The organism is Cnuibacter sp. UC19_7, assembly GCF_042699995.1.
GTDB lineage: Bacteria > Actinomycetota > Actinomycetes > Actinomycetales > Microbacteriaceae > Cnuibacter.
Window position 1 is genome coordinate 2,313,663 of record NZ_CP170560.1, and the last position, 25,516, is coordinate 2,339,178.

The 25,516-nt window shown below is 70.6% G+C and carries 28 protein-coding genes; 7 read left to right on the forward strand and 21 right to left on the reverse strand.

What is annotated here, in order from left to right:
* Positions 1-33 precede the first annotated feature (33 nt).
* From ACFJGV_RS11010 to ACFJGV_RS11025, 4 genes are read right to left on the reverse strand one after another with little or no spacing between them, the layout of a single operon-like run.
* On the reverse strand, positions 34-402 hold the full coding sequence (locus ACFJGV_RS11010) for an SDR family oxidoreductase (RefSeq protein ID WP_378143970.1): 369 nt from the start codon (positions 400-402) through the stop codon (positions 34-36).
* A gap of 16 nt (positions 403-418) precedes the next feature.
* Positions 419-742, reverse strand: a complete 324-nt coding sequence (locus ACFJGV_RS11015; protein WP_378143971.1) for an SDR family NAD(P)-dependent oxidoreductase — start codon at positions 740-742, stop codon at positions 419-421.
* 40 nt (positions 743-782) lie between these two features.
* Positions 783-1,565, reverse strand: coding sequence for an aldo/keto reductase (locus tag ACFJGV_RS11020; protein WP_378143972.1), 783 nt, complete (start codon positions 1,563-1,565; stop codon positions 783-785).
* A complete protein-coding gene (locus tag ACFJGV_RS11025; RefSeq protein WP_378143973.1) occupies positions 1,562-2,785 on the reverse strand; it encodes an MFS transporter in 1,224 nt (407 codons plus the stop codon). The genes ACFJGV_RS11020 and ACFJGV_RS11025 overlap by 4 nt, the downstream gene beginning before the upstream one ends.
* Before the next feature lie 83 nt (positions 2,786-2,868).
* On the opposite strand from ACFJGV_RS11025, the gene ACFJGV_RS11030 reads away from it, so the two are divergent.
* A complete protein-coding gene (locus ACFJGV_RS11030; protein WP_378143974.1) occupies positions 2,869-3,456 on the forward strand; it encodes a TetR family transcriptional regulator in 588 nt (195 codons plus the stop codon).
* A 34-nt stretch (positions 3,457-3,490) separates the two neighbouring features.
* Positions 3,491-4,324, forward strand: coding sequence for an aldo/keto reductase (locus tag ACFJGV_RS11035; RefSeq protein WP_378143975.1), 834 nt, complete (start codon positions 3,491-3,493; stop codon positions 4,322-4,324).
* A 1,489-nt stretch (positions 4,325-5,813) separates the two neighbouring features.
* Here the strand turns inward: ACFJGV_RS11035 and ACFJGV_RS11040 are convergent.
* Entirely contained in the window at positions 5,814-6,308 is a 495-nt protein-coding gene (locus ACFJGV_RS11040) for a MarR family winged helix-turn-helix transcriptional regulator (protein WP_378143976.1), read from the reverse strand.
* Between ACFJGV_RS11040 and ACFJGV_RS11045 the strand changes: the two genes are divergently transcribed.
* A complete protein-coding gene (locus ACFJGV_RS11045) occupies positions 6,307-6,660 on the forward strand; it encodes a hypothetical protein (RefSeq protein ID WP_378143977.1) in 354 nt (117 codons plus the stop codon). The two genes, ACFJGV_RS11040 and ACFJGV_RS11045, sit on opposite strands and share 2 nt — an antisense overlap.
* 12 nt (positions 6,661-6,672) lie before the next feature.
* Positions 6,673-7,677 (forward strand): CoA transferase, encoded by a 1,005-nt coding sequence (locus ACFJGV_RS11050; RefSeq protein WP_378143978.1) that lies wholly within the window; start codon positions 6,673-6,675, stop codon positions 7,675-7,677.
* Positions 7,678-7,683: 6 nt separating this feature from the next.
* Here ACFJGV_RS11050 and ACFJGV_RS11055 read toward each other — a convergent pair whose 3' ends face one another.
* The 9 genes from ACFJGV_RS11055 to ACFJGV_RS11095 form a co-directional block, all read right to left on the reverse strand.
* Positions 7,684-9,291 (reverse strand): MFS transporter, encoded by a 1,608-nt coding sequence (locus ACFJGV_RS11055; protein WP_378143980.1) that lies wholly within the window; start codon positions 9,289-9,291, stop codon positions 7,684-7,686.
* 46 nt (positions 9,292-9,337) lie between these two features.
* A complete protein-coding gene (locus ACFJGV_RS11060) occupies positions 9,338-10,051 on the reverse strand; it encodes an alpha/beta hydrolase (protein WP_378143981.1) in 714 nt (237 codons plus the stop codon).
* 73 nt (positions 10,052-10,124) lie between these two features.
* Positions 10,125-11,048 carry a helix-turn-helix transcriptional regulator gene (locus ACFJGV_RS11065; protein ID WP_378143982.1) on the reverse strand — a complete coding sequence of 308 codons (924 nt, stop codon included), beginning with the start codon at positions 11,046-11,048 and terminating at the stop codon, positions 10,125-10,127.
* A 121-nt stretch (positions 11,049-11,169) separates the two neighbouring features.
* Complete coding sequence (locus tag ACFJGV_RS11070; protein ID WP_378143983.1) at positions 11,170-11,760, reverse strand: TetR/AcrR family transcriptional regulator; 591 nt, start codon at positions 11,758-11,760, stop codon at positions 11,170-11,172.
* Between the two features lie 12 nt (positions 11,761-11,772).
* A complete protein-coding gene (locus tag ACFJGV_RS11075) occupies positions 11,773-12,495 on the reverse strand; it encodes a YoaK family protein (protein WP_378143984.1) in 723 nt (240 codons plus the stop codon).
* Positions 12,492-13,811 carry a threonine/serine exporter ThrE family protein gene (locus ACFJGV_RS11080; RefSeq protein WP_378143985.1) on the reverse strand — a complete coding sequence of 440 codons (1,320 nt, stop codon included), beginning with the start codon at positions 13,809-13,811 and terminating at the stop codon, positions 12,492-12,494. Before ACFJGV_RS11080 ends, ACFJGV_RS11075 begins: the two co-directional genes overlap by 4 nt.
* A gap of 4 nt (positions 13,812-13,815) precedes the next feature.
* Positions 13,816-15,102 carry a class II fumarate hydratase gene (locus ACFJGV_RS11085; RefSeq protein ID WP_378143986.1) on the reverse strand — a complete coding sequence of 429 codons (1,287 nt, stop codon included), beginning with the start codon at positions 15,100-15,102 and terminating at the stop codon, positions 13,816-13,818.
* A 332-nt stretch (positions 15,103-15,434) separates the two neighbouring features.
* Positions 15,435-16,331: a helix-turn-helix transcriptional regulator gene (locus tag ACFJGV_RS11090; protein ID WP_378143987.1), complete on the reverse strand. Its 897-nt coding sequence runs from the start codon at positions 16,329-16,331 to the stop codon at positions 15,435-15,437.
* A 100-nt stretch (positions 16,332-16,431) separates the two neighbouring features.
* Complete coding sequence (locus ACFJGV_RS11095; RefSeq protein WP_378143988.1) at positions 16,432-17,064, reverse strand: TetR/AcrR family transcriptional regulator; 633 nt, start codon at positions 17,062-17,064, stop codon at positions 16,432-16,434.
* An 83-nt stretch (positions 17,065-17,147) separates the two neighbouring features.
* Here ACFJGV_RS11095 and ACFJGV_RS11100 point away from each other — a divergent pair, with 83 nt between their 5' ends.
* Entirely contained in the window at positions 17,148-17,555 is a 408-nt protein-coding gene (locus ACFJGV_RS11100; RefSeq protein ID WP_378143989.1) for a nuclear transport factor 2 family protein, read from the forward strand.
* A 16-nt stretch (positions 17,556-17,571) separates the two neighbouring features.
* On the opposite strand, the gene ACFJGV_RS11105 is transcribed toward ACFJGV_RS11100, so the two are convergent.
* The 3 genes from ACFJGV_RS11105 to ACFJGV_RS11115 form a co-directional block, all read right to left on the reverse strand.
* Positions 17,572-18,417, reverse strand: a complete 846-nt coding sequence (locus ACFJGV_RS11105) for a polysaccharide deacetylase family protein (protein ID WP_378143990.1) — start codon at positions 18,415-18,417, stop codon at positions 17,572-17,574.
* Between the two features lie 72 nt (positions 18,418-18,489).
* A complete protein-coding gene (locus tag ACFJGV_RS11110; RefSeq protein WP_378143991.1) occupies positions 18,490-19,929 on the reverse strand; it encodes a serine hydrolase domain-containing protein in 1,440 nt (479 codons plus the stop codon).
* A gap of 146 nt (positions 19,930-20,075) precedes the next feature.
* Positions 20,076-20,285, reverse strand: a complete 210-nt coding sequence (locus ACFJGV_RS11115; RefSeq protein ID WP_378143993.1) for a hypothetical protein — start codon at positions 20,283-20,285, stop codon at positions 20,076-20,078.
* A gap of 94 nt (positions 20,286-20,379) precedes the next feature.
* On the opposite strand from ACFJGV_RS11115, the gene ACFJGV_RS11120 reads away from it, so the two are divergent.
* On the forward strand, positions 20,380-21,150 hold the full coding sequence (locus ACFJGV_RS11120; RefSeq protein ID WP_378143995.1) for an SDR family NAD(P)-dependent oxidoreductase: 771 nt from the start codon (positions 20,380-20,382) through the stop codon (positions 21,148-21,150).
* On the forward strand, positions 21,147-21,914 hold the full coding sequence (locus ACFJGV_RS11125) for an SDR family NAD(P)-dependent oxidoreductase (RefSeq protein ID WP_378143996.1): 768 nt from the start codon (positions 21,147-21,149) through the stop codon (positions 21,912-21,914). The genes ACFJGV_RS11120 and ACFJGV_RS11125 overlap by 4 nt, the downstream gene beginning before the upstream one ends.
* Before the next feature lie 105 nt (positions 21,915-22,019).
* Here the strand turns inward: ACFJGV_RS11125 and ACFJGV_RS11130 are convergent, their stop codons facing one another.
* The 4 genes from ACFJGV_RS11130 to ACFJGV_RS11145 are packed head-to-tail and all read right to left on the reverse strand — an operon-like array spanning position 22,020 to position 25,457.
* The gene (locus tag ACFJGV_RS11130) at positions 22,020-22,784 is read right to left on the reverse strand and encodes an IclR family transcriptional regulator C-terminal domain-containing protein (RefSeq protein WP_378143997.1); all 765 of its coding nucleotides are present in this window, start codon (positions 22,782-22,784) and stop codon (positions 22,020-22,022) included.
* Positions 22,785-22,828: 44 nt separating this feature from the next.
* On the reverse strand, positions 22,829-24,004 hold the full coding sequence (locus tag ACFJGV_RS11135; protein ID WP_378143998.1) for a thiolase family protein: 1,176 nt from the start codon (positions 24,002-24,004) through the stop codon (positions 22,829-22,831).
* Complete coding sequence (locus ACFJGV_RS11140; RefSeq protein ID WP_378143999.1) at positions 24,001-24,675, reverse strand: 3-oxoacid CoA-transferase subunit B; 675 nt, start codon at positions 24,673-24,675, stop codon at positions 24,001-24,003. Before ACFJGV_RS11140 ends, ACFJGV_RS11135 begins: the two co-directional genes overlap by 4 nt.
* Positions 24,672-25,457: a 3-oxoacid CoA-transferase subunit A gene (locus ACFJGV_RS11145; RefSeq protein WP_378144001.1), complete on the reverse strand. Its 786-nt coding sequence runs from the start codon at positions 25,455-25,457 to the stop codon at positions 24,672-24,674. Before ACFJGV_RS11145 ends, ACFJGV_RS11140 begins: the two co-directional genes overlap by 4 nt.
* Positions 25,458-25,516 lie beyond the last annotated feature (59 nt).

The window sequence follows — 25,516 nt, forward strand, 5'->3', positions numbered from 1 at the left end:
GTGGTCACCTTTCGGGAGAAGGTTGGGTGGGGGTCAGACGAGGCGGGCACCGCCGTCGACGTGCACGGTGCTCGCCGTGGTGTAGCCGTTGTCGATCAGGTGGAGCACGGTCGAGCCGATGTCGGCGGGTCGGCCGACGCGGCCGGCGGGCAGCGAGCGCCCGGTCTCCTCGAAGAAGTCCGCCGCTCCGTCGCCCAAGTGCGCCCATCCCTCGGTGTCGACAACGCCGGGGCTGACCGCATTGACGCGCACAGGCGCCAGCTCGACGGCCAGCGACCGGCTCAGGCCCTCGATCGCGGCGTTGACAGCGGTCACGGCGACGGTGCCCGGGCCGGGCCGGTCGGCGGCGACGCCGGAGAAGAGGGTGATGCTGCCCGTCTCGGGCAGAGCGAGACCGAACACCTGCGCGGCCCGGTAGTCAGCCCCAGAACTTCTCGAAGACGGCCTGCGCCTCCTCGACGGAGAGCTCGGCGAAGGGCGCGTAGGTGAGCGCGGCCGCGGAAAGCACGAGGTGATCGATGGGGCCGAGAGTGGTGGCGGCAGCGCGGATCGACTCCATGTCGGTGAGGTCGATGGCGACACCCTTGGCCGAGCGTCCTATCTCCTGAGCGACGGCGTCGGCGCGGGCCTGGTCGCGGCCGGCGACGATGACGACGTCGCCGCGTGCTGCTGCCTGCTCGGCGATCGCGCGGCCCACGCCGGAGGTTCCTCCTATGACGAGGATGGTCGCGGTGGTGCTCATGATGTGCCTTTCGTGTGGTGGGGGTGGTGGGGACGGCCGGTCAGCGGGCGAGCGAGTCGATGCGCGCGATCTGCGCGTCCGTCAGCTCGAACCCGTCGAGGTCGATGTTCTGGGCGATTCTCTGGGGGTTGCTCGAGCGGGGGATGGCCACGATCTGCTTCTGCAGCATCCACCGCAGGACGACCTGAGCCTCGGAGACCCCGTGCTGCGACGCGATCGACGTCAGCTCGGGACAGGCAAGGAGCGGTCCGCCCTGTCCGAGTGGCGACCAGGCGGTCGTGACGATGCCGCGTCGCTGGTTCTCGCCCCGCAAGGTGGTATGGGGCCTCAGGGGATTCAGCTCGATCTGGTTGACCGCTGGCACGACGTTGGAGTGCGCGGCCAGGAGGTCAAGGTCCGACTCGCTGAAGTTCGACACCCCGATCGACTCGACGTCGCCCTGCTCCAGCAAGTGCTCCATCGCTCGCCACGTCTCGATCATCACCCGGTCGTCGGAGTGCGGCCAGTGGATCAGGAAGAGGTCGAGCGCGTCGACGCCCAGGTTGCGGCAGGAGGCGGCGTACGAGCGGAGGGTGCTCTGGTACCCCATGTCGCTCCGCCAGACCTTGCTGGTGAGGAACACGTCGTCAGGCGTGAGCCCGGCGTCGCGGAAGCCATCCCCGACCTGTTTCTCGTTCGCGTACATCGCCGCGGTGTCGAACGAACGGTATCCCGCCGCTGCGGCAATGGCGACGGCCTTCCTGCCGACCTGCCAGGTACCGAACCCGACCAGCGGCATCCGATGGCCGGAGTCGAGGGTGACGGTGTCGGAGGTGGTGATCATGCTGCTGCCCTCGCTTCGCCCGGGTACGCGGCCGTGCGCCGTGCCCGCCTCGTGGCGATGACCCAGGTGACGGCGGCGATGAGAATGAAGACCACGCCCTCCTCCGCGACCCGGACCATGCCGCCGTGGGCAAACGCGATCGGGCCGAGGAGCGCTCCGACGGAGCCCCCCAGGAAGACGAAGAACATGAAGAGCGTGTTCGCCTGCGCCGAGGCGCCCGGGTTGGCCGCCAACACCCTGTTCTGGTTCGCGGATTGGATGGACTGGTTCGCCCAGGTGGCGAGGAACATCGTGATGCCGAACAGCACGATGAGCTGCGAGTCGAAGATCATCGCGACGGTCGACACGAGCAGGAGCCCGAGGAAGACGCCTGCAACCGGCATGGGCCCGAAGCGGTCGATGAAGCGACCACCGAACGGGGTGACGATCCCGGCCGCGAGACCGACGAGCCCGAATAGCCCTGCGGCGAGCACACTCCAGCCGAAGGGCTCTGCGGTGAGGTGCAGCACCATCACGGTCCAGATCGAGTTGAACGTCGCGAAGACGAAGAACTGCATGATCGCGGACTGCACGAGCACCGGACTCCGCTTGACCAGGGCGAGCGTCGAGAGCAGGAGTCGTCCGTAGCTCTGAGGTGCTCCCTCCACGGGCAGGTCTCCCCCGAGCGAACGGCGGAGGAACGGCAGCACGGCGAGCACCAGCGCAGCGAAGATCGCGACGACGAAGCGCCATCCGATCGCCTCCACCAGGAGGCTCGCCAGGATGCGCCCGCCGAAGATGCCGATGAGGAGGGCGCCGACGAGCGTGCCGGTGGTGGACCCACGCCGGTCCTCGGGCGAGAGCCGGTTCGCGGCGGGGATGATGATCTGCGCGATGTTGGCCACGAGACCCACAATGAGGAAGCCCACGGCGACGCTGACGACCTCTGGGAGCACGGCGGAGGCCACCAGCGCGCCCGCGAGGATGATCGACTGCACCGTGACCTGCTTGCGCACTTGGATGCGGTCCCCCAGCGGCACGAGCAGCAGGATGCCGAGCGCATAGCCCGCCTGCACCGTCGTCGCCACAAGGCTCGCAGTCCCGGCCGGCACTCCGAGGTTCTCGGCCATGTCGGTCAGAAGCGACTGCGGGAGGTAGATGACGCTCACCGCCACCGCGGCGGCGACGGCGAGGACCAGCAGACGCGGGGTCCAGGATGCTGCACCCGTCTCTTCTGTCATAAAAATCCTTCCAACTCGTTAGTTATATTACTCGTCAGTTAGGATTGTGCTACCTCGACGATGAGGAAGAGAGAGGAGACATCGTGCCGGCCTACAACAAGGAGCAGACCAAGGCGCGCATCTTCGACGCCGCCATCGACGAGTTCGCCGCCAACGGTATCGCCGGCGCCCGCGTCGACCGGATCGCCGAGATGGCGGAGAGCAACAAGGCCCTGATCTACAGCTACTTCGGCAATAAAGAGGAGCTGTTCGCCCAGGTGCTGCAGAAGCGCCTCACCGATCTCGCCGAGGCCGTCGAGCTGCGACCGGATGCCGTCCCCGACTACATCGGCGAGCTCTTCGACTTCATGGTCGCCAACCCCGACGTGCTCCGCCTGGTCCAGCACGAGACCGCCCACTTCCCTCCCAGCGCGGCACCGCACCGCGAGGAGCGGGCGGCGCACTACGCCGACAAGGTCACGGCGGTCGCGACAGCTCAGGACGCGGGGTCGATCGATCCTGGTCTCGACCCGCGCTTCATCGTCCTCAGCCTGATCGGGCTCGTGAGCTGGTTCGTCGCGGCCCCTCAGATCACCGAGATGGTGTTGGCCCGCGAGGTCGACCCCGAGGTGCTCGCGGCGTACCGTGCCCACCTGATCGAGATGGCCACCAGGATGCTCCGCGTCCGGTAACGCATCGACCCACCCCAGCAGACAGGACCTGACCGTGAGCATCCCCTCCCTCATCCTCAACGACGGCCACCGCATCCCCCAGATCGGACTCGGCACGTGGCCACTCAAGGACGACGAGCTTCCGGACGTCATCAGTACCGCGCTGGCCATGGGATACCGACACATCGACACGGCGGCCGCCTACGGCAATGAGAGCGGAGTGGGAGAGGGCATCCGCTCCAGCGACGTCGACCGGTCGGAGCTCTTCCTCACGACGAAGATCCCGAACGACTCGCACGGCTTCGACGAGACCCGGCGCGCCGCCGAGGACTCACTGCAGCGTCTGGGGACCGACTACGTCGACCTATTGCTCATTCACTGGCCGATGCCGCAGGTGGATCGGTACGTGGAGACCTGGAAGGCACTGGTCTCCCTGCGAGACGAGGGCCGAGCGCGCTCGATCGGCGTCTCCAACTTCCGCCCCGCTCACCTCGAGCGGATCATCGAGGAGACGGGTGTTACGCCCGCAGTCAACCAGATCGAGGTCAACCCCGTCGTTCGGCACGACGCCTACCGGCGGACAAATGCGGAACACGGGATCATCACCGAGTCGTGGTCTCCCCTCGGACCCGCCACCGGACTACTGGCAGACGAACGCCTCGCCTCCATCGCAGCGAAGTACGGCCGATCGGTCGGACAGATCGTCCTGCGGTGGCACCTCGACCTCGGACTCGTCGCGATCCCCAAGTCGTCGTCACCCGACCGTATCACTCAGAACATCGACGTCTTCGACTTCCAGCTCGATACGGAGGACCACGCGACGATCGACGCTCTCGACCAAGGCCACGACGCGACCTACTCCACCCACCTGGCGGGCGACGCCATCTGATCGTTTCCAGGCGAGCCAATCTCGTCCCCCGAGAGCACGCTCTTCACGAGCACCGGAATCATGCTCGGGCCCGAGCAATTGAACGGCCTACTTGCTACCGGTTACGAAAACTCGGGATTCATCACCTTTCAGGTCCGACCAGAGTTTGCGGGTGAGTGAGGTTTCCGATAGGGATGGTCCAGCGATAGACGCAACGCCGGGTCGAGATCCACGGAACGGCGCTTCTCGCAACACCCCTCCGGAATGGATTCCGGTGACGGGGTGGTCTGCGAGAGTTGGGAGAGTGGTTTCTCACCTCATCGGATACGCACGAGTATCCACCGACAAGCAGGATGCGACAGCGTAACGTGACGCGCTCATCACGGCGGGCGCAGACCATGTCTACGTCGATCACGGTCTGACGGGCACGAACCGGGATCGGACCGCTCTTCGAGAGATAGATCCCATACGCACCCTCTCCTCCCTTCGGGCCTGCGTTCCGACAGATTCGAGCCAGTCCGGCCCTAGAGGCCCGGCCCCACGACACCACGGCATAGGTTTACAGGTTCTCGGGTTCCGATTAGGGACCCGCAGTCCCACTCTGGACTCACGAAGCCCCAAGTCGGCCACTCCGAATCAATACACAGGTGTTTGCGGCCCATGTGCTTGAACCGCTGAAACCTCCGTTATGCGGGCCGCAGTATCCTCGTACCCGGGGGGAACACATGCCACTTATTCCGCAGCAGGACTTTCTCTCGTCATCAGGCGAGACGCCGGAGCTGGCGCTAGATCGGTTGCGTACCAAGCTCGAGAATTACCCGCCCACGCGGGTAGTCAGTATTTCGATCACGAAGGCCACGCTGGTGTACTCCATCATTGCCGTCATCGAGACGATCTGAGATGGCCGAGCGCCCGTACTCCGAGCGCCCGGCCGCTCGCCCCGCGGACAATCAACAGCCTTCGAGCCTCTCATCCGCGGGCCCAAGCCAGCCGCCGCCTCCATCGAGACGATCGGGTCGAGGTTGTCTGATCTTCGCAGTGATCGCAGTCGTCCTGGTCGGGTTGATCATCGGCTGCACCACACTCCTGTCCTCAAACGCCAGTGACGATCCGGGCACGTACAACGGATGCAGCAAGGCTCTCCCGCCCGACGATTTTCATGACTGCATCTACCGCCAGGGCATATGGCAGGGCGTCCAGTAGCCGGGTGCGCACCGGCGTCTACGTGTGACTGCTCCACTGAGCGCTGCTGCGCGCCAGTCGGGATAGGCTGACGTCGCATCGTACCGGTCGACAGCAGGCCGGCCGCCCGGCATAGGCGACCGTGAAGTGAGTGGCCGGGTGCATCGAGCGGTCAGCCGATGCACCCGGTGGTGATCGCTACTTCGAGCCCTTGGACCTTGGCCTGCGTCAACTCGGCACCATCTTTCTGTAGAAACTCAATGCCCAGCAGGCACTCAGAAGAAGAGCCGATAACCGTAATTATGTCAGTCTGGGAGTTTTCCGAGCGCTAGTCTATGGATAGTCGCTGGACCGCTCGTGCTGCGGCCCGATCTCCTTCCGCCTGCGCGGTCGCGATCTCGTCCACCAGCTCGCCGGCGGCCGCACCGATACGCTGCAGAGCGTCCTTGAGCGCGCGCAGCTCAGCCGGGGAGACCGTGCTCCGCAGACGCGCTTCAAGGCGCCGGATCCGCTCGTCGGCCTGCCCGAACACCGTCTGCCCGGGCGCGGTCAGTCGGCAGGTGGTGACGTGCCGGCACTGCGGATGCGCCTCCCGCTCGACCCCGTCCTTCCTGATCAGCCGCTGGAGCAGGGACGACATCGTCTGGGGCGTCACGCCACAGCGGCGGGCGATCTCAGCGGCCGTGAGGTCGGGCTCCTCGCTGAGCACGAGCATCGCGCCGTAGAGCGCGGGTGACAGATCCAGATCGCGGAGCAGCGTCTCCTTCGCCCCCTGGCAGGCGAGGTCGGCGAGGCGGACGGCGGTGAGGAGCCGACCTGACATGCCGAATCGGATCGAGCAGTACCTCTCCGGCCAGATGGCCGCGGCGCTCGATCTCGACCGCCAGACAGAGGTGCGGATCAGCGGCGGCGAGTCGCTGCAGTCGCCCTATCCGGTCTCGGCCCTCGCGGCGGCGGCGATCGCCGCCGCCGGGAGCGCCGTCAGCGGGCTCGTGGCCGAAGACGGTCGCCGACCTGCCGTGTCCGTGAGCCGGGAGGCCGCGGAGATCTGGTTCCGGTCGCCCCTGCAGCCGCAGGGGTGGGAGGTGCCGCCACCGTGGGACCCGATCTCCGGCGACTACGGCGCGGCCGACGGCTGGATCCGGCTGCACTGCAACACCCCCGCCCACCGATGAGCCGCGCTGCAGGTGCTGGGCGTCGCCGAGGACCACGACGCGGTCGCCACAGCGGTCGCCGCGCTGCCCGCCGGGCAGCTCGAGAGCGCCCTCGTCGAGGCGGGCGGCGCCGCTGCCGTGATGCGCAGCGCCGAGGAGTGGGCCGCCCACCCGCAGGGCATCGCGATCGCCCGCGAGCCGCTCGCGCACATCGTCGCCCCCTCGGCGCAGGCGAGCGGCACGCGGCGGCCGAGGAGCGGACGCCCGTTGGCCGGTCTCCGCGTCCTCGACCTGACCCGGGTGCTGGCCGGGCCGACCGCGACGCAGGCGCTCGCCGGATGGGGGGCCGACGTGCTGCGCATCGACCCGCCCGAGTGGGATGAGCCAGGTGTCGTGCCGCTCGTGACCTCCGGGAAGCGCACCGCCCGCCTCGACGCCCGGAACCCACCACGGCGCGAGCGACTGCACCGGCTCGTGCGCGAGGCCGACATCCTGGTGCACGGGTACCGTCCCGGAGCGATGGAGTCGCTCGGGCTCGACGAAGACACCCGCGCCGCGCTGAATCCGACCGTCATCGACGTGCAGCTCGACGCCTACGGTCACACCGGACCGTGGCGCCACCGCCGCGGCTTCGACAGCCTCGTGCAGATGTCCGCGGGCATCGCCGATACCGGGATGCGCGACACCGGCGCGGCGAAGCCCACCCCGCTCCCCGTCCAGGCCCTCGACTATGCGACCGGGTGGCTCGCCGCGGCCGCCGCGATCCGCGCCATCCATCGCCATCGCGAACACCACGTGGGCACCCGACTGCGCCTCTCCCTGGCTCGGACCGCCCGCCTGCTCGAGGATGCCCGCGCACAGGCGCCCGCAGAGCCGTCCGGCGTGCAGCCCACGATCCCGCCCTCAGCGCCGTTCGCCACGGCCTGGGGCGACGCCCTCCTCACCGAACCCCCGGTCGCGGTCGGCGACATCCGGCTGCACTGGTATCGCGGGCCGCAGCCGCTGGGATCGGACGCCGCCGGGTGGACGCATCCCTGACGGCCGCTAACCGGCGGCGAGGTAGTGACGCTCCGTGGGATCGGCGTCGACGAGCGCACGCACGTCCCGTTCCATCTCGCGGTCGCGCCCGGTGAGGCGCTGCGTCCGCTGGCGACGGTACTCGCTCCACGACGGCACGAGGAAGCTCTCGAGCACCACGTCGCCCTCCTCGAGGCTGCGGTAGACCCGCCACCGGTAGGCGCCGGTGCGACGACGCGAGCCGCCCAGCAACCGGACGGCGACGAGGAGATCGGGCAGCTTCTCCGGCGGCACCCGGTAGGCCACCTCGACGAGCACCGGCCCGTCGGTGGGCTCGGGCTCGACCTGCAGGGCAGGGGTGGCCCAGCAGGTGGCGGCGGAGCGGTCGATGGCGCCGGTCCCCGGCAGCAGCGGGAGGAAGCGGACGCTCGCCGCGACGATCATCAGCAGCGCCGCCGCGGCGAGCAGCGCGAACTGCTCGCCGATCAGCTGCGCGACGACGCCCCAGAGCAGCGACGAGATCGACATCGTCCCCATGAACACGAGGATGTAGACGGCAGCTCCCCGCGACCTCACCCACTGCGGGAGGGTGAGCTGGAGGTTCGCGTTGAGCACGGTGAGCGTCCCGATCCACGCCAGGCCCGCCACCAGCAGCACCGCGAGCGCCGGCCAGAACGGCAGCAGCGCCGCGCCTGCCGTGCTCAGACCGAACAGGGTGGCACTGAGCGCGAGCACCAGCGAGTCGTGCAGGCGCTTGCGCACGAGCGGCAGCAGCACGATGCCGAGCACCGCGCCCACCCCGAGAGCGCCGAGGAGCAGTCCGTAGCCGGTCGAGTCGAGACCCATCCGCTCCGCCGTGAGCGGCAGCAGCGCCCACAGCGCACCGGCCGGCGCGGCGAAGAGGGCGGATCGCAGCAGGATGCGGCGCACCAGTCGCGCCGACACCACGTACCGCACACCGGCGCGGAGCGCCGCGGTGAACCGCTCGCGATCATCGAGGCCCTCCTGCGGCGGGCGCCGCCAGGCCACCAGCGCGACGACCGCGCCCACGAAGCTGATCGCGTTGAGCGCGAACACCATCGGCGCTCCGAAGAACGACAGCACCACTCCCGCGAGCGCCGGGCCGACCGCCCGCGCTCCGTTCACGGCCGCACCGCCGAGCGCCGACGACGCGCCGATCAGCTCCCGCGGCACCAGCTCCGGCTGGATCGCCTGCCACGCGGGCGACGTGAGCGTGGATGTGACCCCGAGCAGGAACGTGATGGCCAGCACGAACACCGGCGTGAGCGCCCCGAACGCGGAGACGGCGGTGAGCACGGCGGCCAGCACCGCGCTCGCCGCCGATCCCCAGATCAGCAGCCGACGTCGGTCGAGCACGTCGGCCAGCACCCCCGAGGGGAGCGAGAGGAGCAGCGACGGCGCGAGGCTCGCCGTCTGCACCAGCGCGATGAGCGTGGCGCCGGCCGCCGCCTCGACGAGATACCACTGGGCGCCGACCGTCTGCATCCAGGTGCCGATGTTGCTGCCCAGCTGCGCGATCCACAGCATCCGGAACGCCGGGAGGGCGAGCGGCGCCCACGCCGACGGAGAGTTGGCCCGCGTGGGCGAGGAGGGCGCGGATGCGGATGCGGTCACGGGACTCCGGCTCGAGGCGGCGGGGTGGGGGTGCGGGTGGGACGGGTCAGGCGAGCTCGTTCGCCGCGTCGGCGATGACCTTCGCCACCTCGGCGGGGTGAGACCGCATGACGAGGTGGGGAGCGTCGATCTCGATCACCGACTTGAGCCCCGCGCGCTGGTAGCCGAAGCGCTCCACATCCGGGTTGATGGTGTGGTCGGCCGACGACACGATGCCCCAGCCCGGCTTGGTCTTCCAGGCCGCGACGGGCGCTGCCTCACTGAAGGCGACGGCCGCGAGCGGACGCTGTCCCGCGGCCAGCACCTCCGCGTCCGCGCGGTCCACGCCGTGCGCGAAGACCTCGGGGAACGACGCCACCTTCACCGAGACGTCGGTGCCGGGCTCGGCGCCCTCGATCGGGAACGGCGTGTAGACGAGGTTCGCGGCGAGGTCGGAGTCGGGGAAGCCGCCCTGCAGCTGGCCGAGGCTCTCGCCCTCGTCCAGCGCGTATCCGGCGATGTAGACGAGCCCGACGACGTTCTCGGCGGCGCCCGCGACCGTGATGACCGCGCCGCCGTAGGAGTGTCCGGCGAGCAGGACCGGGCCGTCGAGCTGCTCCACATACGAGCGGATGTACGCGGAGTCGCCGAGGAGGCTCCGGTTGGGGACGGCCGGGACCCGCACGGTGAACCCCTGGTCGAGCAGGATGCGGGTCACGGGGGCGAAGCTCGCCGCGTCGGCGAAGGCGCCGTGGACGAGGACGATGGTGGGAGTGGTCATGGCGCTGGTCCTTTCGAGGGGGATGTGCGCCACGCTAGGCCGGTCGGGCGCCGGGGTCGTGGCCCTGCGGCGGTCACCCATCCGTCTCGGTGAGGGAGCCGAGCGGCGGCGGCAGGTCGGGGCCGGCCTTCTGCAGCTCCTCGCTGACCTTCACCTTCGCGGCCAGGTACTCGATCGCGGCGGCCGCGGTCGAGCCCGGGTCGCCGAAGAAGGTGGTGAGGAACTGGCCGCCGCCGGGCACCTCGAGCGTCTGCCATCGGAAGTTGATGTAGCCGAACGGCTCGATCAGCGCGGGAGCGACGCCGCCGCGCTTCGGCTTCGCCTCGTGGCTCGCCCACGTGTCGCGCACGACCCGCGAGCGCTGCGACAGGGTGTCGACGAGGCGCTGCAGCCGCGGATCGTCGGGGTCGCCGTAGTAGCGGAGCGCGGCGGTGGTGTCGCGCACCACCCGATCCCAGTACTCCTGCCGCTCCGTCGCGGCGAGCGCGCCGTCGACCATCGCCTCGAGCATGTTGGACCCCGGCGGGAGCCCGAAGGGGATGAAGGACCGACCCAGCGGGTTCACCGCGAGCACGTCCTGGTTGCGGTCGAGCACGTACGCCGGAGCGTTCGTCCACTGGTTGAGGAAGGTGGTGACGTTGTCGATCGTCTCGGCATCGACGGTCTCGGCCGGTTCGGGAGCTCTCGTCGACCCGAGTCGTCGGCGCGACAGAGGGAGCGCCTGCCCGGCGAGACGGAAGAGGTACGCCGTCGCGTCGCCATCGAGCTGGAGAGCCCGCCCGAGGGCGAGCAGAACCTGCGGTGACGGCTGGTGATCGCGCCCCTGCTCCAAGCGGAGGTAGTAGTCGGGGCTGATCCCCGCCATGGTCGCCACCTCCTGGCGGCGCAGTCCGCTCACACGCCGACCGGCGTCGGCGACGAGCCCCACATCCTCCGGTCGCAGCACGTCACGCCGCGCACGGAGGTACTGGCCGAGTGATGAGTTCGAGTCGCTCACGGTGTGGCCCTCCCTGAGGACCATCATGCTGGATCGAGGATTCCAGAACCGGTCCGTGCGCCCGATCCTGCACGAAAAGCCGATTCCGGGCAACCGGAGGAAGCCTCACGCGAGGGACGTGTCAGGCAGCGGCCAGCCTCGGCGCCAGCCGCTCGACCGAGGCGAGCGCGAAGCGGCGGAGGCGCGTCGGCTCCGGCTCGAGCAGACTCGCCTGCAGGATCGCCTGCGAGGCCAGCACGACGGTCGCCGCGAGATCGCGGCGCGACGAGGCCGAGTCATGCGGCGATGCCCGACGGAGGCGCTCACCGACCACATCCTGCATCTCGCGGATGGTCTTCAGCGTCAGTTCGGCGACCTCAGGCCACTGACGCCCGAGCTCCGCCATCGACGTCAGCATGAGGCACCCCCAGCTGGGCCGGTGCTGCGCGCAGTCGTCGACGACGGACTCGAAGAGATCGCGCACCGCGTCGACCAGCGGCCCCTCGCCCCGCATCGCCTCACGGACGAGATCGACCCTGGTCGCGCAGTAGCGCTCGAGGACCACCAGGAACAGGCCCGCCTTCGAGCCGTAGGCGGCGTAGATGCTGCCGTTGCCGACACCCGTCGTCTCGGCGACGTCGGTCATCGAGGTCGCCTGGAACCCCTTCTCCCAGAACAACGGGATGCACGCCTCGAGCAGTGCATCCTCGTCGAACTCCCTCCGTCGGGCCATGGTCCGAGGCTATCAAGCCGGTGCGGTCACACCGGTGCGCCGAGGGAGCGCGACACCGACGAGCAGCGCGATCGCGAGCACGGCGGGTACGACCGCCGCTCTGTCGGACAGCAGGCCGGCCGCCGCGGCGCCCACCAGGCAGCCCACGATGAACCCGGCCACGATCGGCCAGGTGTCGTTCCAGCGTCGACGGCTCGCCAGGTCGGACGGATCGCGCAGGCTCGTGATGCCCGACACCGTCGCCGTGACCAGGTTCCCCGTCATCACGGCTGTCGTGAACGACATCCCGTGCACCAGGTGCAGGTAGGTGTTCTGCGCGGCCATGGCCGCCACCGCGCACAGCCCGATGACGACCGCGAGCGGCGCCGCGGGGTCGTCGGAGGCGGATGTCGTGAACGAGAGCACCGCGGCGGCCGCGAGCAGCACGGCCTGCGCGCCCAGGAGCACCGACGTCCGTCGGCGATCATCGCCGCCCATCCGCCCCGTGACGAGAGTGGCGATCGCCGCCACGGCGACGAACACGGGGATGGCGAGCAAGCTCGCCACGCCTGGCGCGCGGCCGTCCACGGCGTCGGCCGCGAGCACCACCACGTTGCCCGTCACGTGCGCCGAGAAGAAGCCGCCGAGGAGCAGCCAGCTGGTCACGTCCGTGATGCCGGCGATTCCGCTCAGCCCTGTCGCGATGAGGAGCGGGCGGAGCGACCGGCCCGAGTCGACGGCGGCCGGCGCGGTCATGTGCGCACCCTCCGCTTCTCGAGATGGGCGTAGAACGACACCGGGACGAGGAGGCCGATCGTCATCGCGAAGATCGTGAGCCACGCCACGTTCGCGTCGTCGACGGTCTGCACGAGCAGCTGCGCGGCATCCGCGCCCGTGGTGGTCGAGAGCGTCGCCAGGCCGTCCAGCGCCCGGAAGATCACCACGCCGGGCATGAGCGAGACCACCGAGGCGAAGCCCACCGCAGCGAACGGCACGCGGAACCGCGTCGACACGGGGATGAGCACGGCCCCCGCGACGAGGCACGCGAGGCCGGCCGCGAGCCACGACTCCCACCCCCAGACCGTGAGCGCGACCCAGCGGAAGGCGTGGACGGCCGCCCCGACGAGAAGCGGCCAGAACAGGATGCGCAGAGGCGCCGAGTAGAAGATGCCGTAGCAGACCGCCACCACGCCCGCGGCGACCCCGTCGAGCAGCACGGGGATCTCCCGTCCGGCCGGATCCGCGACGAGGTCGGCGCCCCCCGCGGCCAGTCCGACGATCAGTCCCGCCCCGATCGACAGGAGCGTGATCATCGCGAACGTGAGCCGGCTGAGCCCCAGCGGGATGCGCAGCCCGGCCAGGTCGAACGATCCGTTCAGGATGTGCGGGCCGGGGACCAGGATCATGCAGGGGCACACCACGGCCAGGCGGAGGTCGGAGCTGAACCCGACGTCGACGGCGATCGACCCGAGCACGCCGGCCACGAGAGCCGCGAGACCCACCTGCCAGAAGTTCGATGCGCCCCACGCCGCGAGTCCTCGACGCAGGACCGCCCCGATCCCCGCCGAGACGGCGGTGACCACGAGCGGCTCCCACCGGCTCACACCGAAGATGACCGCCAGGCAGCAGGCACCGACCACGCACGCCGCGGTGAAGATCAGCAGGTTCGCCGGCGGCAGCGCCGCGGCGCGCCGCACGGCCGCGCCGGCCGCCTTGAGCGTGAGGCTCCTGTCGCTGATCCCGTCGATCGCACGGTCGACGGCGAGCACGCGGTTCATGGCCACGGATGACGGCGACGCCCGCCTCACCAGCGCGGTGCCGGCATCCGGGTCGGCTGCGGCACCGGGCTCCCCGACCGTGATCGTCGACCGGCTCCACCCGAGGTCGATCGACACGGGGCGTTCGAGTGCCGCCGCCAGCTGCCGCGCACGGGCCCGGGTGCGGTGCGACTCGGCGCCGTCGGCGTGGAGGACGGCGAGCGCGTCGGCGACGAACCGCTCCTCGGCGGCAGCGGTGCCGGCCGCTGCCGCCGAGGAGGAGGGCGTCGCGCCCTGCGGGGTGTCGCGGTCCATCGGGTCAGGCCCCCTCGACACCGTGCCCGACGAGAGAGCCAGGAACGACGATCTGGTCGAACTGCTCCGCGGTGACCTTCCCCGACGCGATCGCCGCCTCGCGGAGGGTCTGGTCGTTCGCGAGGGCCGCCTCGGCGATGTGTGCCGAGTTCTGATACCCGATCACCGGGCTCAGGGCGGTGACCAGCATCAGGCTCTCGCCCACGTAGGAGGCGATCTTCTTCTCGTTCAGCTCGGTGCCCTTGACCGAGTAGGTGAGGAACTTCTCGATCCCGTCGCCGAGGATCCGAGCCGAGTGCAGGACGTTGTTGATGATGATCGGGCGCATCGCGTTCAGCTCGAAGTTGCCCTGCGATCCGGCGAACGCGACTCCGGCGTCATCCCCCAGCACCTGGATGGAGATCATCACCATCGCCTCGCACTGGGTGGGGTTCACCTTGCCGGGCATGATCGAGGATCCGGGCTCGTTCGAGGGCAGCACGAGCTCCGCGAACCCGGTCCGGGGGCCGGAGGCGAGCCAGCGCATGTCGTTGGCGATCTTCATCAATGCCACGGCGAGGCTGCGGAGGCCTGCGTGGGCGCGGACGATCGCGTCGAGCGAACCCTGCGCCTCGAACTTGTTCGGGGCCGTCACGAACTCCTTGCCCGTCAGCTCGGCGATCGTCAGCGCGATCTCGGTGCTGAACCCCTCCGGTGCGTTCAGCCCCGTGCCCACAGCGGTCCCGCCCGCGGCGAGCTTCAGGAGTCCCTCGCGGCTGTGCTCGATCTCGGCGATGCAGGAGCGGATCTGCGCCGCCCATCCCGACCATTCCTGGCCGACGGTGAGGGGCACGGCGTCCTCGAGGTGGGTGCGGCCGATCTTCACCACGTCCATCCACTGGATCGCCTTGCGCTCCAGCTCATCCGCGAGCTCGGTCACCCGGGGAAGGAGTCGGTCGTCGATCTCGAGGATCGCCGCGATGTGCATCGCGGTGGGGAACGTGTCGTTGCTCGACTGCCCCATGTTCACGTCGTCGTTCGGCCCCACAGGCTGCTGGGTGCCGAGCGTGCCGCCGAGGAGCTGGATCGCCCGGTTGGAGAGCACCTCGTTGACGTTCATGTTCGACTGCGTGCCCGACCCGGTCTGCCACACGTAGAGCGGGAAGTGCCCGTCGAGCTTCCCCGCGATCGTCTCCTCTGCGGCCCGGATGATCGGGGCCGCCTTCCACTCGGGCAGTCGCCCCGCGGCCTGGTTCACCAGCGCCGCCGCCTTCTTCACGTACCCGTAGGCGTGGTAGACCTCCTTCGGCATGTGATCGTTCCCGATCGAGAAGTGCTGCAGCGACCGCTGCGTCTGGGCACCCCACCCAGTACCGGTCGGCGGGCACGTCGACGGTCCCCATGCTGTCGAACTCGGTGCGTTCGCCCGTCGCGTCGATCCCGATCGGCACCTCTCTCATCACGGGCGTCTTCTCGGCGGTGCTCGGATCCTTGTGCGCGGAGTCCTTCTGGATGGTCATCGGTCGTTCCTCTCGCCTGGGTCGGTCACCCTCCGCGATCGCGGGGAGCGACACGATGCTCCGGCCGGCCCGAGAGCCGTGTCACGCGAGCTGCGCCACGGGACATGCGCTGCGGCACGCAGGGTCACGAGCGGATGCGCTCCAGCAGCGGCTCGGAGGCCCGCCGCCAGTCACGGGGCGAGACCCCGAGGGTACGGCTGAACGCGCGGCTGAAAGCCGACGCGGAGGCGAAGCCGCAGCGCTGCGCGACGGCCTCGATCGAGAGCTGGTACCCGCTGCGGCCGAGCAGCACCTTCGCGCGGGCGAGCCGCGCGTCCAGGATGGCGGCGGCGACGGTCTCCGCCTCCCGCTCGAAGGCTTTGTGGAGCGTGCGCACCGAGACCCCGAGATCGTCTGCCAGCGCCCCCGGGCCGAACGTCACGCAGGCCAATCGGAGGCGGATGCGGCGCCGCGCCTCCGCGACCAGGCTCCGGCGGTCCGCTTCGGGATCCGAGTCGTACCGGAGCAGGTCATCGGTGAACCCGGTCGCGAGGTCGACGACGGATTGGACGAAGGCGGCCTCCGAGGCCTTCCCGAGGACGCGCTCGGCGGAGAGGAGCTGTGCCGTCATCGTCGCAAGCAGGCGCGGAACGCTCTCCTCGATCGAGAACGGCCGGCTCTCGAGCGCGTCGATCTCCGGGCTCGACAGGGGCATCGCGGCGTGGTCGATGCGCAGTGACAGGGCCTGGAAGTCCGACGTCATCCGCATCCCCTCGAGCCGAGGCGTGTACGTCACGCCGAGCTCCCCCGCACGGATCACCCGCCGGTCGGCGGATCCGGCGATCTCGACGGCGCCCCCGGCCACGAAGGCGAACACGAAGGCGTCGCCCGGATCCACGTACGCCCTCGCGGAGTCACCATGGCAGGTGGGCGCCCGCACCTGCGTGAGCTTGAGCGGGCCGAGGTCGCGGAGACGCAGGAGCGTCGCCGCGGTCGGCGGGAAGCCTCCGGGCGTGCGGGCGGCGCCGGGGAGGAACAGCACGGACGCTCCTCTCGATCAGGTCGATCGAGAGGCTACGGTCGCGACGTCCGCCGGTCGTGGCCCTGGCTCGACCATGGCCCTCCGCGGACCACTCAGCGCTTCAGGCGTCTGCGTCGATGGGCCCCATCTGCAGGGCCTGCCGGAAGGCGGCCCGCGTCTGGGCGACGATGTCGCCGCGGGCGCCGGCGAGGAGGCGTCCGCCGGTGTAGCAGGCCACGGCGAGCTGGGCGGCCAGGGTGGCGGTCTCGCGAGCGGCGCCCTGCGCGACGAGCGCGGACGCGAGCTCGGAGGCGATGGCCTGGTTCTTCAGCGCGTCGCGCGCGCCGAGCTCCTCGTGCGCTTCGAGGAGGCGTGTGTGGCGCCGGAAGGCGGCGCGATCGGCGGTGGCCTGCCTGCAGGCCTCGAGCACGATCGGTTCGAGCGCGCGCAGGGCACCGCCGAGGGTGTCGATCGGCCGGCCGGCCGCCCACGAGCCGGTGGTCGCGCTCCGGACCGCCTCGTGGACCGCCTGCTCCCTCGCGAAGACGACCTCCGTCTTGTCGCCGAAGAGGCGGAAGAACGTGGTGCGTCCCACCTCGGCGCGCTCCGCGATGTCGGTCACCGACACCGCGTCGAAGCCGCGCTCGTCGAACAGGGCGTCGGCCGCCTCGACGATTCGAGCCCGCGCAGCGCGCTGCTTGCGTTCGACCAGGGACAGCGGGGATTCCGCGCTGTCAGAAGGTCGGGCCGCCACGGATCGAGTGTACCGCTCGCGCGATCCTGGTCCCGAACAGCACTCAGTCTGTTATGGTACTCAGTACCAAACAGAGGAGAGATATGATCACCGCACTCGATCACCAGCAGATCGCCGACACGCTCGCCCGCCTCGCGTTCGCTGTCGACGAGAACGACCTCGACCAGCTCGTCGACGTCTTCACCTCGGACGCGACGTACGACATGAGCAGCTCGGGGATGGGGGTCTTCCACGGGCTCGACGCCCTGAAGACCGCGACCGCGCAGCTGGCCGCCTCGGGGCACGCACCTCTGGCGCACTTCGTGACCAACACCGTGATCACCGAGATCGACGACGACACGGCCACGGCCCGGTCGAAGGCGCTGATGATCATGCACGACGGCGCGACCCACGGTGTCGTGTACGACGACTCCGTCGTCCGGCACGACGGGCGGTGGCTGATCTCGGGTCGCGTGATCTCGCCGCTCGGCGCCATCGCCGCTCAGCACTGAGCGCGAGCGCCTCCCGTCAGGACTCGAAGACGTCATGGAGCGTGACCGTGGGGAGGCCGCGCTCCACGAGGATGGTCGTGAGCTGCGGGAAGACCTCGGTGACGGGGAGGAAGTTGAGGTGCCCGATCACGATGTGATCGGGCAGGAACCACTGCGTGGCGAAGTCGATCACCTGCTGGTCGGTGAGCAGCGACGAGTCCGAGAGCGAGCCGTACCAGAGGACAGGGCTGGTGTATCCGATGGAGGCGGCGAGGCGGTCGACGCGGCCGTCATGGAAGCCGTACGGCGGCCGGAAGTACGGCCGCGGATCGACGCCGAACGTGCTCGTGAGGAAGTCGTGGTTGCGCTGCAGTTCGTCGACCACTCCGGCGTCGGACAGCGACGTGAGGTCCGGATGCGTCCACGTGTGATTCCCGAGCTGGATCTGCCCCGAGGCCACGAGCGGCGTCAGCAGAGCCGCGTTCTGCGCCCAAGCGGGGTAGCTCCCGGTGACGAAGAAGGTCAGACGCGTCCCCGTCGCCTTCGCGAACTCGACGTAGCGGCGCACCACCTCACCGTCCAGGCCGTCGTCGACGGTCCAGGCCATCGCGCCCGTGCCATCCGGCAGGGCGCTGATCGCGCCGCCGGGCAACGGCACTGGCGCGGCGAGGGGGTTCGTCGAGACGGGAGGAGCCGGGGTGGGGGTCGGGGTGGGACTCGGAGCAGGCGGGGTCGGAGTGGGCGTCGGGGTGACGACGGCCGCAGCGCGGGGGATGCCCTCGCCGTCGGTGACGAGCGGTGACCGGTAGCGGGCGAAGGCGGCAGCAGCGGACGCGCCGACCCCCGCGCTCAGCAGCGCGGCGATGAACGTCCTCCGTCGCATCGCGCCTCTCCCCGTCGTCCCCGACAGGAATGCTCCCTCATCCGCGCGGCGTTGTCGCCACCCCCGTCCGGGTCATCCCCGGGAGGACACCCGGCCGGTGCGCCGCAGCACGAGCACTGCGCCGGCGACGAGCAGCGACAGCCCGAGCAGCGTCGGCAGGGCGATGTCGCCCGATCCGGTCTCGGCCAGGGCGGGCTTGTGGTGGTCGCCACCGGGGTTCTCTGCCGGGACCGGCCTGTCCTCGTGCTGCATGATCAGCTTCAGCAGCTCGATGCCCAGCTCCGGGTCCGACCCCGTGGCGCGCTGGATGTTCCACATCGTGGTGACGCCGAGGCCGCGTTCGGGCGCCAGGGTGGTGTCGGTGCTGAAACCCGCCGTACCGCCGTTCTTGTAGGCCCAGGGGGTGTCGATGCCGTTCGTCCCGGCGGAGTAGAGCTGCCAGGCGAGGCCCATCTGGAAGGCGGGGACGGCCGCGCAACTGGTGGGGTCGTCGTCCGAGCAGGTGGTCGTGATGGTGCTCTGCGGCTGCAGGGTGTCCTTCATGGTCTGCACGGCCTGGGGCGCATCCGCCGGGAGGTAGCCGAGGTGCGCCTCGGTCCAGGTGGTCATGTCCTCGAGGTCGGAGACGAGACCGCCCTCACCGGCCAACGCGTTGGTGTCGTCCCAGTAGTAGCTGACCGAGCCGTCGCTCCCATAGGGCGTCGCGATCCGGGGGCCCGTGCCGAGCGTCGTCGAGGTCATGCCGAGGGCGTCGACGAACGTGTCCTTGATCACGGCCTCGTACGCGGGACGCTCTGAGCCTGTCGGCGGCTGGACGAGATCCGCCAGGATCGTGCCGAGCAGGCCGAATCCGAAGTTGGAGTAGAGCCAGTTCGTGCCTGGCTGCCAGAGCAGCTGCGTGCCGGCCAGACCCTTCCAGAGCAGCTCCCTCGTGTAGTCCGGCTGCGGGTTGCAGCCGTCGGGCTGTCCCTCGCAGGGCGTCCAGTAGTTGAACGCCGAGTCGGGCAGCCCGGCCTGGTGCGTGGCCAGGTCGCGGAGGGTGATCTGCGTCACTTCGCCCGTGTCGGAGTCGGTCCACACCGGGACGGTGGTCCCCGCGGGGGCGTACTTCTGCACGGGATCGTCGAGCGACACCCTGCCCTCGGCGAGGAGCGACGCCAGCAGGTCGGTGGTGAACACCTTGGTCTCCGACCCGATCTCGAACTGCGTCGTGGGCTCGACCGAGAGCCCGGACCCCACCGTCGGGGTGCCCGTGACGAACCGCGTGACCTCGGGCCCGGCACCGTCGGCCCCCGGCATGACGACCGCGACCGCGATGCCCGGCGCACCGACCTGCGCCTGGAAGTCGGCGATCCGCGCCTCGATGGCGTCGTGCAGCTGGGGGGTCATCGACGTCGGAGGCGTGCCGGTCGCCGCCGCCGCGGGGCTCGCCGCCGCCAGCAGCACTGCTGCCACGGTGACGAGCGCGGCCATGCCCGCCAGTCGTCGGCGGCCGGTCGTCGATGCGCTCATGTCGTCTCCCCTGCGCCGACGGACGGGCGCGCTTCCCCGGGCACACCGACCCAGGCGACGGCACGTGCTTCGGGCGACAGAGTATGGGCGCGTCGCGGCCGCTGTCGACTGGGAGTCTGTCCCAGTCGAGCCGGGCGCCCCGTGCGTCAGTCCGCGTCGCTGCCGGCCTCGCCGCCCGACCAGCCGGGGGCGTGCAGGCGGATGACGTTCTCGCCGACCAGTGCCCGCAGCACATCCTCGGCGTCGGCGAGCGCGCCGGCGCCGACCTGCGATTCGAGCTCGGAGCGCATCTCCTCGAAGACGGCCTCGCCCTCGCGGAGCAGATCCGCGTCGACACTGCTCGCCTTCCTCCACACCCAGGACTCGCTACGGTAGGGTGGGATCGTCTGTTCGTTGAGCGCCCGTGCGTTCGTCAAGCGAACGAATACCTGTTTCTCACCGAGGAGATCCGTGACCGCAGACGCCCCCGCCCCGTCCTCCCGCCTCGACCTGCGCGGCCGGCGCTTCCTCGTCACCGGTGGAGCGCAGGGCATCGGCGCCGAGATCGTCTCCCGCCTCTCGGCGCAGGGTGCGGGTGGCGTCGTGCTCGATCTCGCCGAGTCGACCGCCGATGCACCGTGGCCGGCCTTCCGCGTCGACGTCACCGACGAGGGGCAGGTCTCGGCGGCCGTCGCGACGGCGGTCGACGAGGGCGGGCCCTTCGACGGTGTCGTGGCCGCCGCGGGCATCGTGCCGTCGTGGCACAGCCCCGAGGACGTCGACCTGGCCCTCTTCGACAAGACCATGGCGGTCAACGTGCGCGGGTTCGTCGTGACGGTGAAGGCCGTGGCGGGGAGCCTCCCGCCCGGCGCCACCGTGGTCGCGATCGGTTCGCTCAACTCGTGGCGCGGCGATCCGAACCTCCTCGCGTATGCCGCGAGCAAGCATGCCGTGCTCGGGGCGATGCGATCGATGGCGATGGCGCTCGGGCCCAAGGGCATCCGGGTCAACGGCATCGCCCCGGGCCCGGTGGCCACGGATGCGCTCCGCCACCGGATGGCCGACCGCGCCGTCCGCACGGGCGACTCCCCCGAGGAGGCATTGGAGGCGGCAGCTCGCATGACGTCGCTGCGCCGGCTCGCGACCCCCGGCGACATCGCCGACGTCGCCCTGTTCCTCTCCTCCGACCTGTCGTCCGCGGTGACCGGCCAGCTCATCCCCGTCGACGGAGGACTGCTGTGAGCGTCGAGCCCACCCTCGCCGGCAGGACGGCACTGATCACCGGAGTGTCGGGCGGCATCGGATCGGCTCTCGCCCAGGTGTTCGGGCGAGAGGGTGCGTACGTCCTGGGCACCTACAGGTCGCGGGAGTCGGAGGCCCGGGCCGTCCTCGAGTCGGCGGCGCCCGGCCGCCACGAGCTCCTCCGGGCGGAGGTGACCTCGGCCGACTCGGCCCGAACGCTCTGGACGGAGGCGCGCTCCCGCCGACCGATCGACGTCGTGGTCGCGAACGCCGCCGTGATGGCGCGTACCCCGCTCACCGGCGACCCCGACGGCTGGGACGAGGGATGGGAGCGATCCCTCGCCGTCAACGTGACGGCGACCGCGACCCTGCTCCGCGAGGCGGCGATCGACCTCGCCGCGGGCGGGGGCGGCTCGCTCATCGTCATCTCGAGCTGGGCGGCCGAGCAGGGATCGCGCATCCCGGAGGCCGCGGCCTACGGCGCGAGCAAGGCCGCCATCCGCAACTTCGCCCAGACGCTGGCTCGGAGCACCGCCCGGAGCGGGGTCCGCGTCTACACGATCGCTCCCGGGGTCGTCGACACCGGGATGGGGACCGACGGGCTCTCCGACGAGCAGCTGCAGGCGGTCGCCGACGGGCTCGCGATGGGCCGTCGGGTCGCGGCGAGCGAGATAGCGGAAGTGGCCGCGTTCCTCGCCACCGACCGCGCGCCGAGCCTGTCGGGTGCCACCCTCGACCTCAACGGGGCGTCGTACATCCGCTGAGCGGCGAGTGACGTCGGTCGCGCGGGCCCTGCGAGTGCTCACTTCGGCCATCCGCGCGGAGATCGCGCGGGAAGTGAGCGGTGGACGGGGTGGGAGGGCACTGCCTCAGCGCAGGTCGGCCTCGATCGCGGCGGCGGTCGCGCGGGCTCGGGGCACGAAGTCGCGCTCGATCGTCTCGAGCGTGTGCCGCCCGACGCTGGTCGAGACGTTGAGCGCGGCGACGACCGCGCCGTCGCGCCCCCGGACGGGCACGGCCATCGACCGCAGGCCCTCCTCGAGCTCGCCGTCGACGATCGACCAGCCGCGCTCGCGCACCCGCGCGATCTCGGCGACGAGGTCGTCCACATCCGTGAGCGTCGCCGACGTGAACCGCTCCCGCGGTGCCGCTCGGAGGCGCTCCTCGAGATCACTCTCCGGCAGATCGGCCAGCAGGACGCGTCCCATGCTCGTGGCGACAGCGGGGAACCTGGTGCCGATCGTGATGGAGACGCTCATGATGCGGCGCGTCGGGATCCTGGCGACGTAGACCACGTCGTCGCCGTCGAGCACCCCGGCCGAGACCGACTCGGCCAGCTCGGTGGAGAGCTCCCGCAGATGCGGCTGCATGATCTCGGGCAGCGACAACGCCGAGAGGTACCCGTAGCCGAGCTCGAGCACTTTCGGCGTGAGCCGGAAGGTGCGGCCGTCGGATCGGACGTACCCGAGCGTCTCGAGGGTTCGGAGGAAGCGCCGGGCTGCCGCGGCCGACACCTCGGCGCGCCGCGCGACCTCGCTCAGCGTCATCTCGGAGTGCGCCTCGTCGAACGCGGAGATCACCGCGAGCCCGCGCGCCAGCGACTGCACGAAGTCCTCGGAGGCGGGCTCGGTCACCTCGTCACTCTATCCACGCCCGCCGCGCGCCCGAGGACACCGGCTCAGCGCTCGAGCACCACCGCGAGCGCCTGACCCACGCCGATGCAGACCGTCGCCACCGCGACTCCGCCTCCGCGACGAGCCAGTTCGTGCGCCGCTCGGCCGATCACCCGGCCGCCGGAGGCTCCCAGGGGGTGGCCGATCGCGAGCGCCCCGCCGTGGGCGTTGAGCTTCTCGGGATCGAGGTCGGGCCAGCCCACGAGGCACGCGAGGGTCTGCGAGGCGAACGCCTCGTTGAGCTCGACGACGTCGACCTCGGACCACCGCCGACCAGCCCGGGCGAGCGCCTTGTTCGCGGCCTCGATCGGCGCGATCGGGAAGTCCTGGGGGTCGACGCCGTGCGCCGCACGCGCCGTGATGCGGGCGAGCGGCTCGGCGTCGAGCACCCCCTCGCGGCCGAGGAGGATCGCCGAGGCGCCGTCGTTGATCGACGAGGAGTTGCCGGCCGTGACCGTGCCGTAGCCGTCGCGCGGGAACAGCGCACGCAGCCCGGCGAGCCGCTCGACCGAGGTGTCGTCGCGGATGCCCTCGTCGCGCACCAGCTCGGCACCGGGCACCTGCACGACCTCGCCGTCGAAGACACCCTCCGCCCATGCGGCGGCGGCGAGCCGGTGCGAGCGCACCGCGAACTCGTCCTGCTGCTCGCGCGAGATGCCGCGCTCCTGCGCCACCTTCTCGGCGGCCTCGCCGTTCGAGATCGTCCACTCCTCCGGGAGCCGACGGTTCGTCATCCGCCACCCGATCGAGGTGTTCCACAGCGTCGGGTTGCCGATGCTCGGGAAGCCCTTCGGCGACTTCTCGAGCACGTACGGCGCGCGGGTCATCGACTCCACGCCCCCGGCCAGCACGATGTCGGCGTCGCCCGAGGCGATAGCCCGCGATCCCTGGATGACGGCATCCATCGAGGATGCGCAGAGCCGGTTCACCGTCACCCCGGTCACCGAGGTGGGGAAGCCGGCGAGCAGCGCCGCGAAGCGCGCGACGTCGCGGTTGTCCTCCCCCGCCTGGTTCGCGTCGCCGAGGATGACGTCGTCGATCCGCGCCGGGTCGAGGCCGGTGCGCTCGACGATCGCGCGCAGCACGACGGCGGCGAGGTCGTCGGGGCGGACATCCGCCAGCGCTCCCCCCGACCGGCCGAAGGGGGTGCGGATGGCGTCGTAGACGACGGTCTCGATCATCGGGTGGTCCTCTCGGCGGTGGTGGCGCTCGTCGCGTCGACGAGGTCGAGCCCGGTGAGCGCACGCAGCTCGTCGACGGAGGTATCGCCGAACGTCTCGGTCACGGCGAACCCGTCGGCCGTCACGTCGAAGATGGCGTGGTCGGTGTAGACCCGGGACACGCATCCGACCCCCGTCAGCGGGTAGCTGCACCGCTCCACGAGCTTGGACTCGCCCGAACGGGTGAGGAGGTCGGTCATGACGTAGACGCTCTTCGCGCCGATCGCGAGGTCCATCGCACCGCCGACGGCCGGGATGGCGCCGGCCTTGCCCGTGGACCAGTTGGCGAGGTCGCCGTTGGCCGCGACCTGGTACGCACCGAGCACGCACACGTCGAGGTGGCCGCCGCGCATCATCGCGAACGAGTCGGCGTGGTGGAAGTACGCGGCGCCGGGCACCGCGGTGACCGCCTGCTTGCCCGCGTTGATGAGGTCGGGATCGACGGAGCCCGCCGCGGGCGCGGCCCCCATCCCGAGCATCCCGTTCTCGGTGTGGAGGATGATCTCCGCGCCCTCGGGCAGGAAGTCGGCCACCCGGGTCGGGGCGCCGATGCCGAGGTTGACGATCGATCCCTCCTCGATGTCAGCAGCGATCCGGGCCGCCAGGGTGTCGCGATCGATGCGCGTGGTCATGCCGCCTCTCCGTTCTCGTGCGGGGCGGGGACGTTCTCGTGCGGGGCGGAGCCGCTCTCGAGCGGTCTCCCCTCCAGGTCGACCCCGCCCACGAACGCGCCATCGCGGAGCCAGGCGCGCTCGCCCACCTCGACGACGCGGTCGACGAAGAGGCCCGGCGTGACGACCGTCTCGGGGTCGAGCCCGCCGAGGTCGACCGTCGAGTCGACCTGCACGACCGTGGTGCGCGCCGCCGTGCACATGATGGGGCCGAAGTTGCGGGCGGTCTCACGGTAGACGAGGTTGCCCCAGCGGTCGGCTCGCAGTGCGCTGACGAGGGCGAAGTCGGCGTGGATGGGGAGCTCGAGCGCGTAGGTGCGGCCTCCGAACTCCCGGGTCTCCTTGCCTTCGGCGAGCTGCGTGCCGACGCCCGTCGGTGTGTAGAACGCGCCGATGCCCGCCCCGGCGGCGCGGATGCGCTCGGCCAGGTTGCCCTGCGGCACGAGCTCGAGCTCGATGGCGCCCTCGGCGTAGAGGCGGTCGAACACCCACGAGTCGCTCTGGCGGGGGAAGGAGCAGATGATCTTCCGGACCCGGCCCCGATCGAGGAGCGCCGCCAGCCCGGTGTCGCCGTTGCCGGCGTTGTTGTTGACGATGGTCAACCCGGAGGCACCCTGCTCGATGAGGGCGTCGATCAGCTCGACGGGCTGCCCCGCCCGCCCGAATCCGCCGATCATCACGGTGTCGCCGTCCCGGACGTCGGCGACCGCCTCCGCCGCCGTGGCGATGCGCTTGTCGATCACGCCGTCTCCGATCTTTCGCTCAGCGAAATACTGTTCGCTGTTCGAAGTCTAGCGGCTGG

Coding starts and splice junctions, on each gene's coding strand:
- ACFJGV_RS11015 (WP_378143971.1), bottom strand. CDS start 742: ATGAGCACCACCGCGACCATCCTCGTCATAGGAGGAACCTCCGGCGTG.
- ACFJGV_RS11020 (WP_378143972.1), bottom strand. CDS start 1,565: ATGATCACCACCTCCGACACCGTCACCCTCGACTCCGGCCATCGGATG.
- ACFJGV_RS11025 (WP_378143973.1), bottom strand. CDS start 2,785: ATGACAGAAGAGACGGGTGCAGCATCCTGGACCCCGCGTCTGCTGGTC.
- ACFJGV_RS11045 (WP_378143977.1), top strand. CDS start 6,307: ATGCCGAATCGGATCGAGCAGTACCTCTCCGGCCAGATGGCCGCGGCG.
- ACFJGV_RS11040 (WP_378143976.1), bottom strand. CDS start 6,308: ATGTCAGGTCGGCTCCTCACCGCCGTCCGCCTCGCCGACCTCGCCTGC.
- ACFJGV_RS11060 (WP_378143981.1), bottom strand. CDS start 10,051: ATGACCACTCCCACCATCGTCCTCGTCCACGGCGCCTTCGCCGACGCG.
- ACFJGV_RS11070 (WP_378143983.1), bottom strand. CDS start 11,760: ATGGCCCGACGGAGGGAGTTCGACGAGGATGCACTGCTCGAGGCGTGC.
- ACFJGV_RS11075 (WP_378143984.1), bottom strand. CDS start 12,495: ATGACCGCGCCGGCCGCCGTCGACTCGGGCCGGTCGCTCCGCCCGCTC.
- ACFJGV_RS11080 (WP_378143985.1), bottom strand. CDS start 13,811: ATGGACCGCGACACCCCGCAGGGCGCGACGCCCTCCTCCTCGGCGGCA.
- ACFJGV_RS11085 (WP_378143986.1), bottom strand. CDS start 15,102: ATGCCGAAGGAGGTCTACCACGCCTACGGGTACGTGAAGAAGGCGGCG.
- ACFJGV_RS11100 (WP_378143989.1), top strand. CDS start 17,148: ATGATCACCGCACTCGATCACCAGCAGATCGCCGACACGCTCGCCCGC.
- ACFJGV_RS11105 (WP_378143990.1), bottom strand. CDS start 18,417: ATGCGACGGAGGACGTTCATCGCCGCGCTGCTGAGCGCGGGGGTCGGC.
- ACFJGV_RS11110 (WP_378143991.1), bottom strand. CDS start 19,929: ATGAGCGCATCGACGACCGGCCGCCGACGACTGGCGGGCATGGCCGCG.
- ACFJGV_RS11135 (WP_378143998.1), bottom strand. CDS start 24,004: ATGATCGAGACCGTCGTCTACGACGCCATCCGCACCCCCTTCGGCCGG.
- ACFJGV_RS11140 (WP_378143999.1), bottom strand. CDS start 24,675: ATGACCACGCGCATCGATCGCGACACCCTGGCGGCCCGGATCGCTGCT.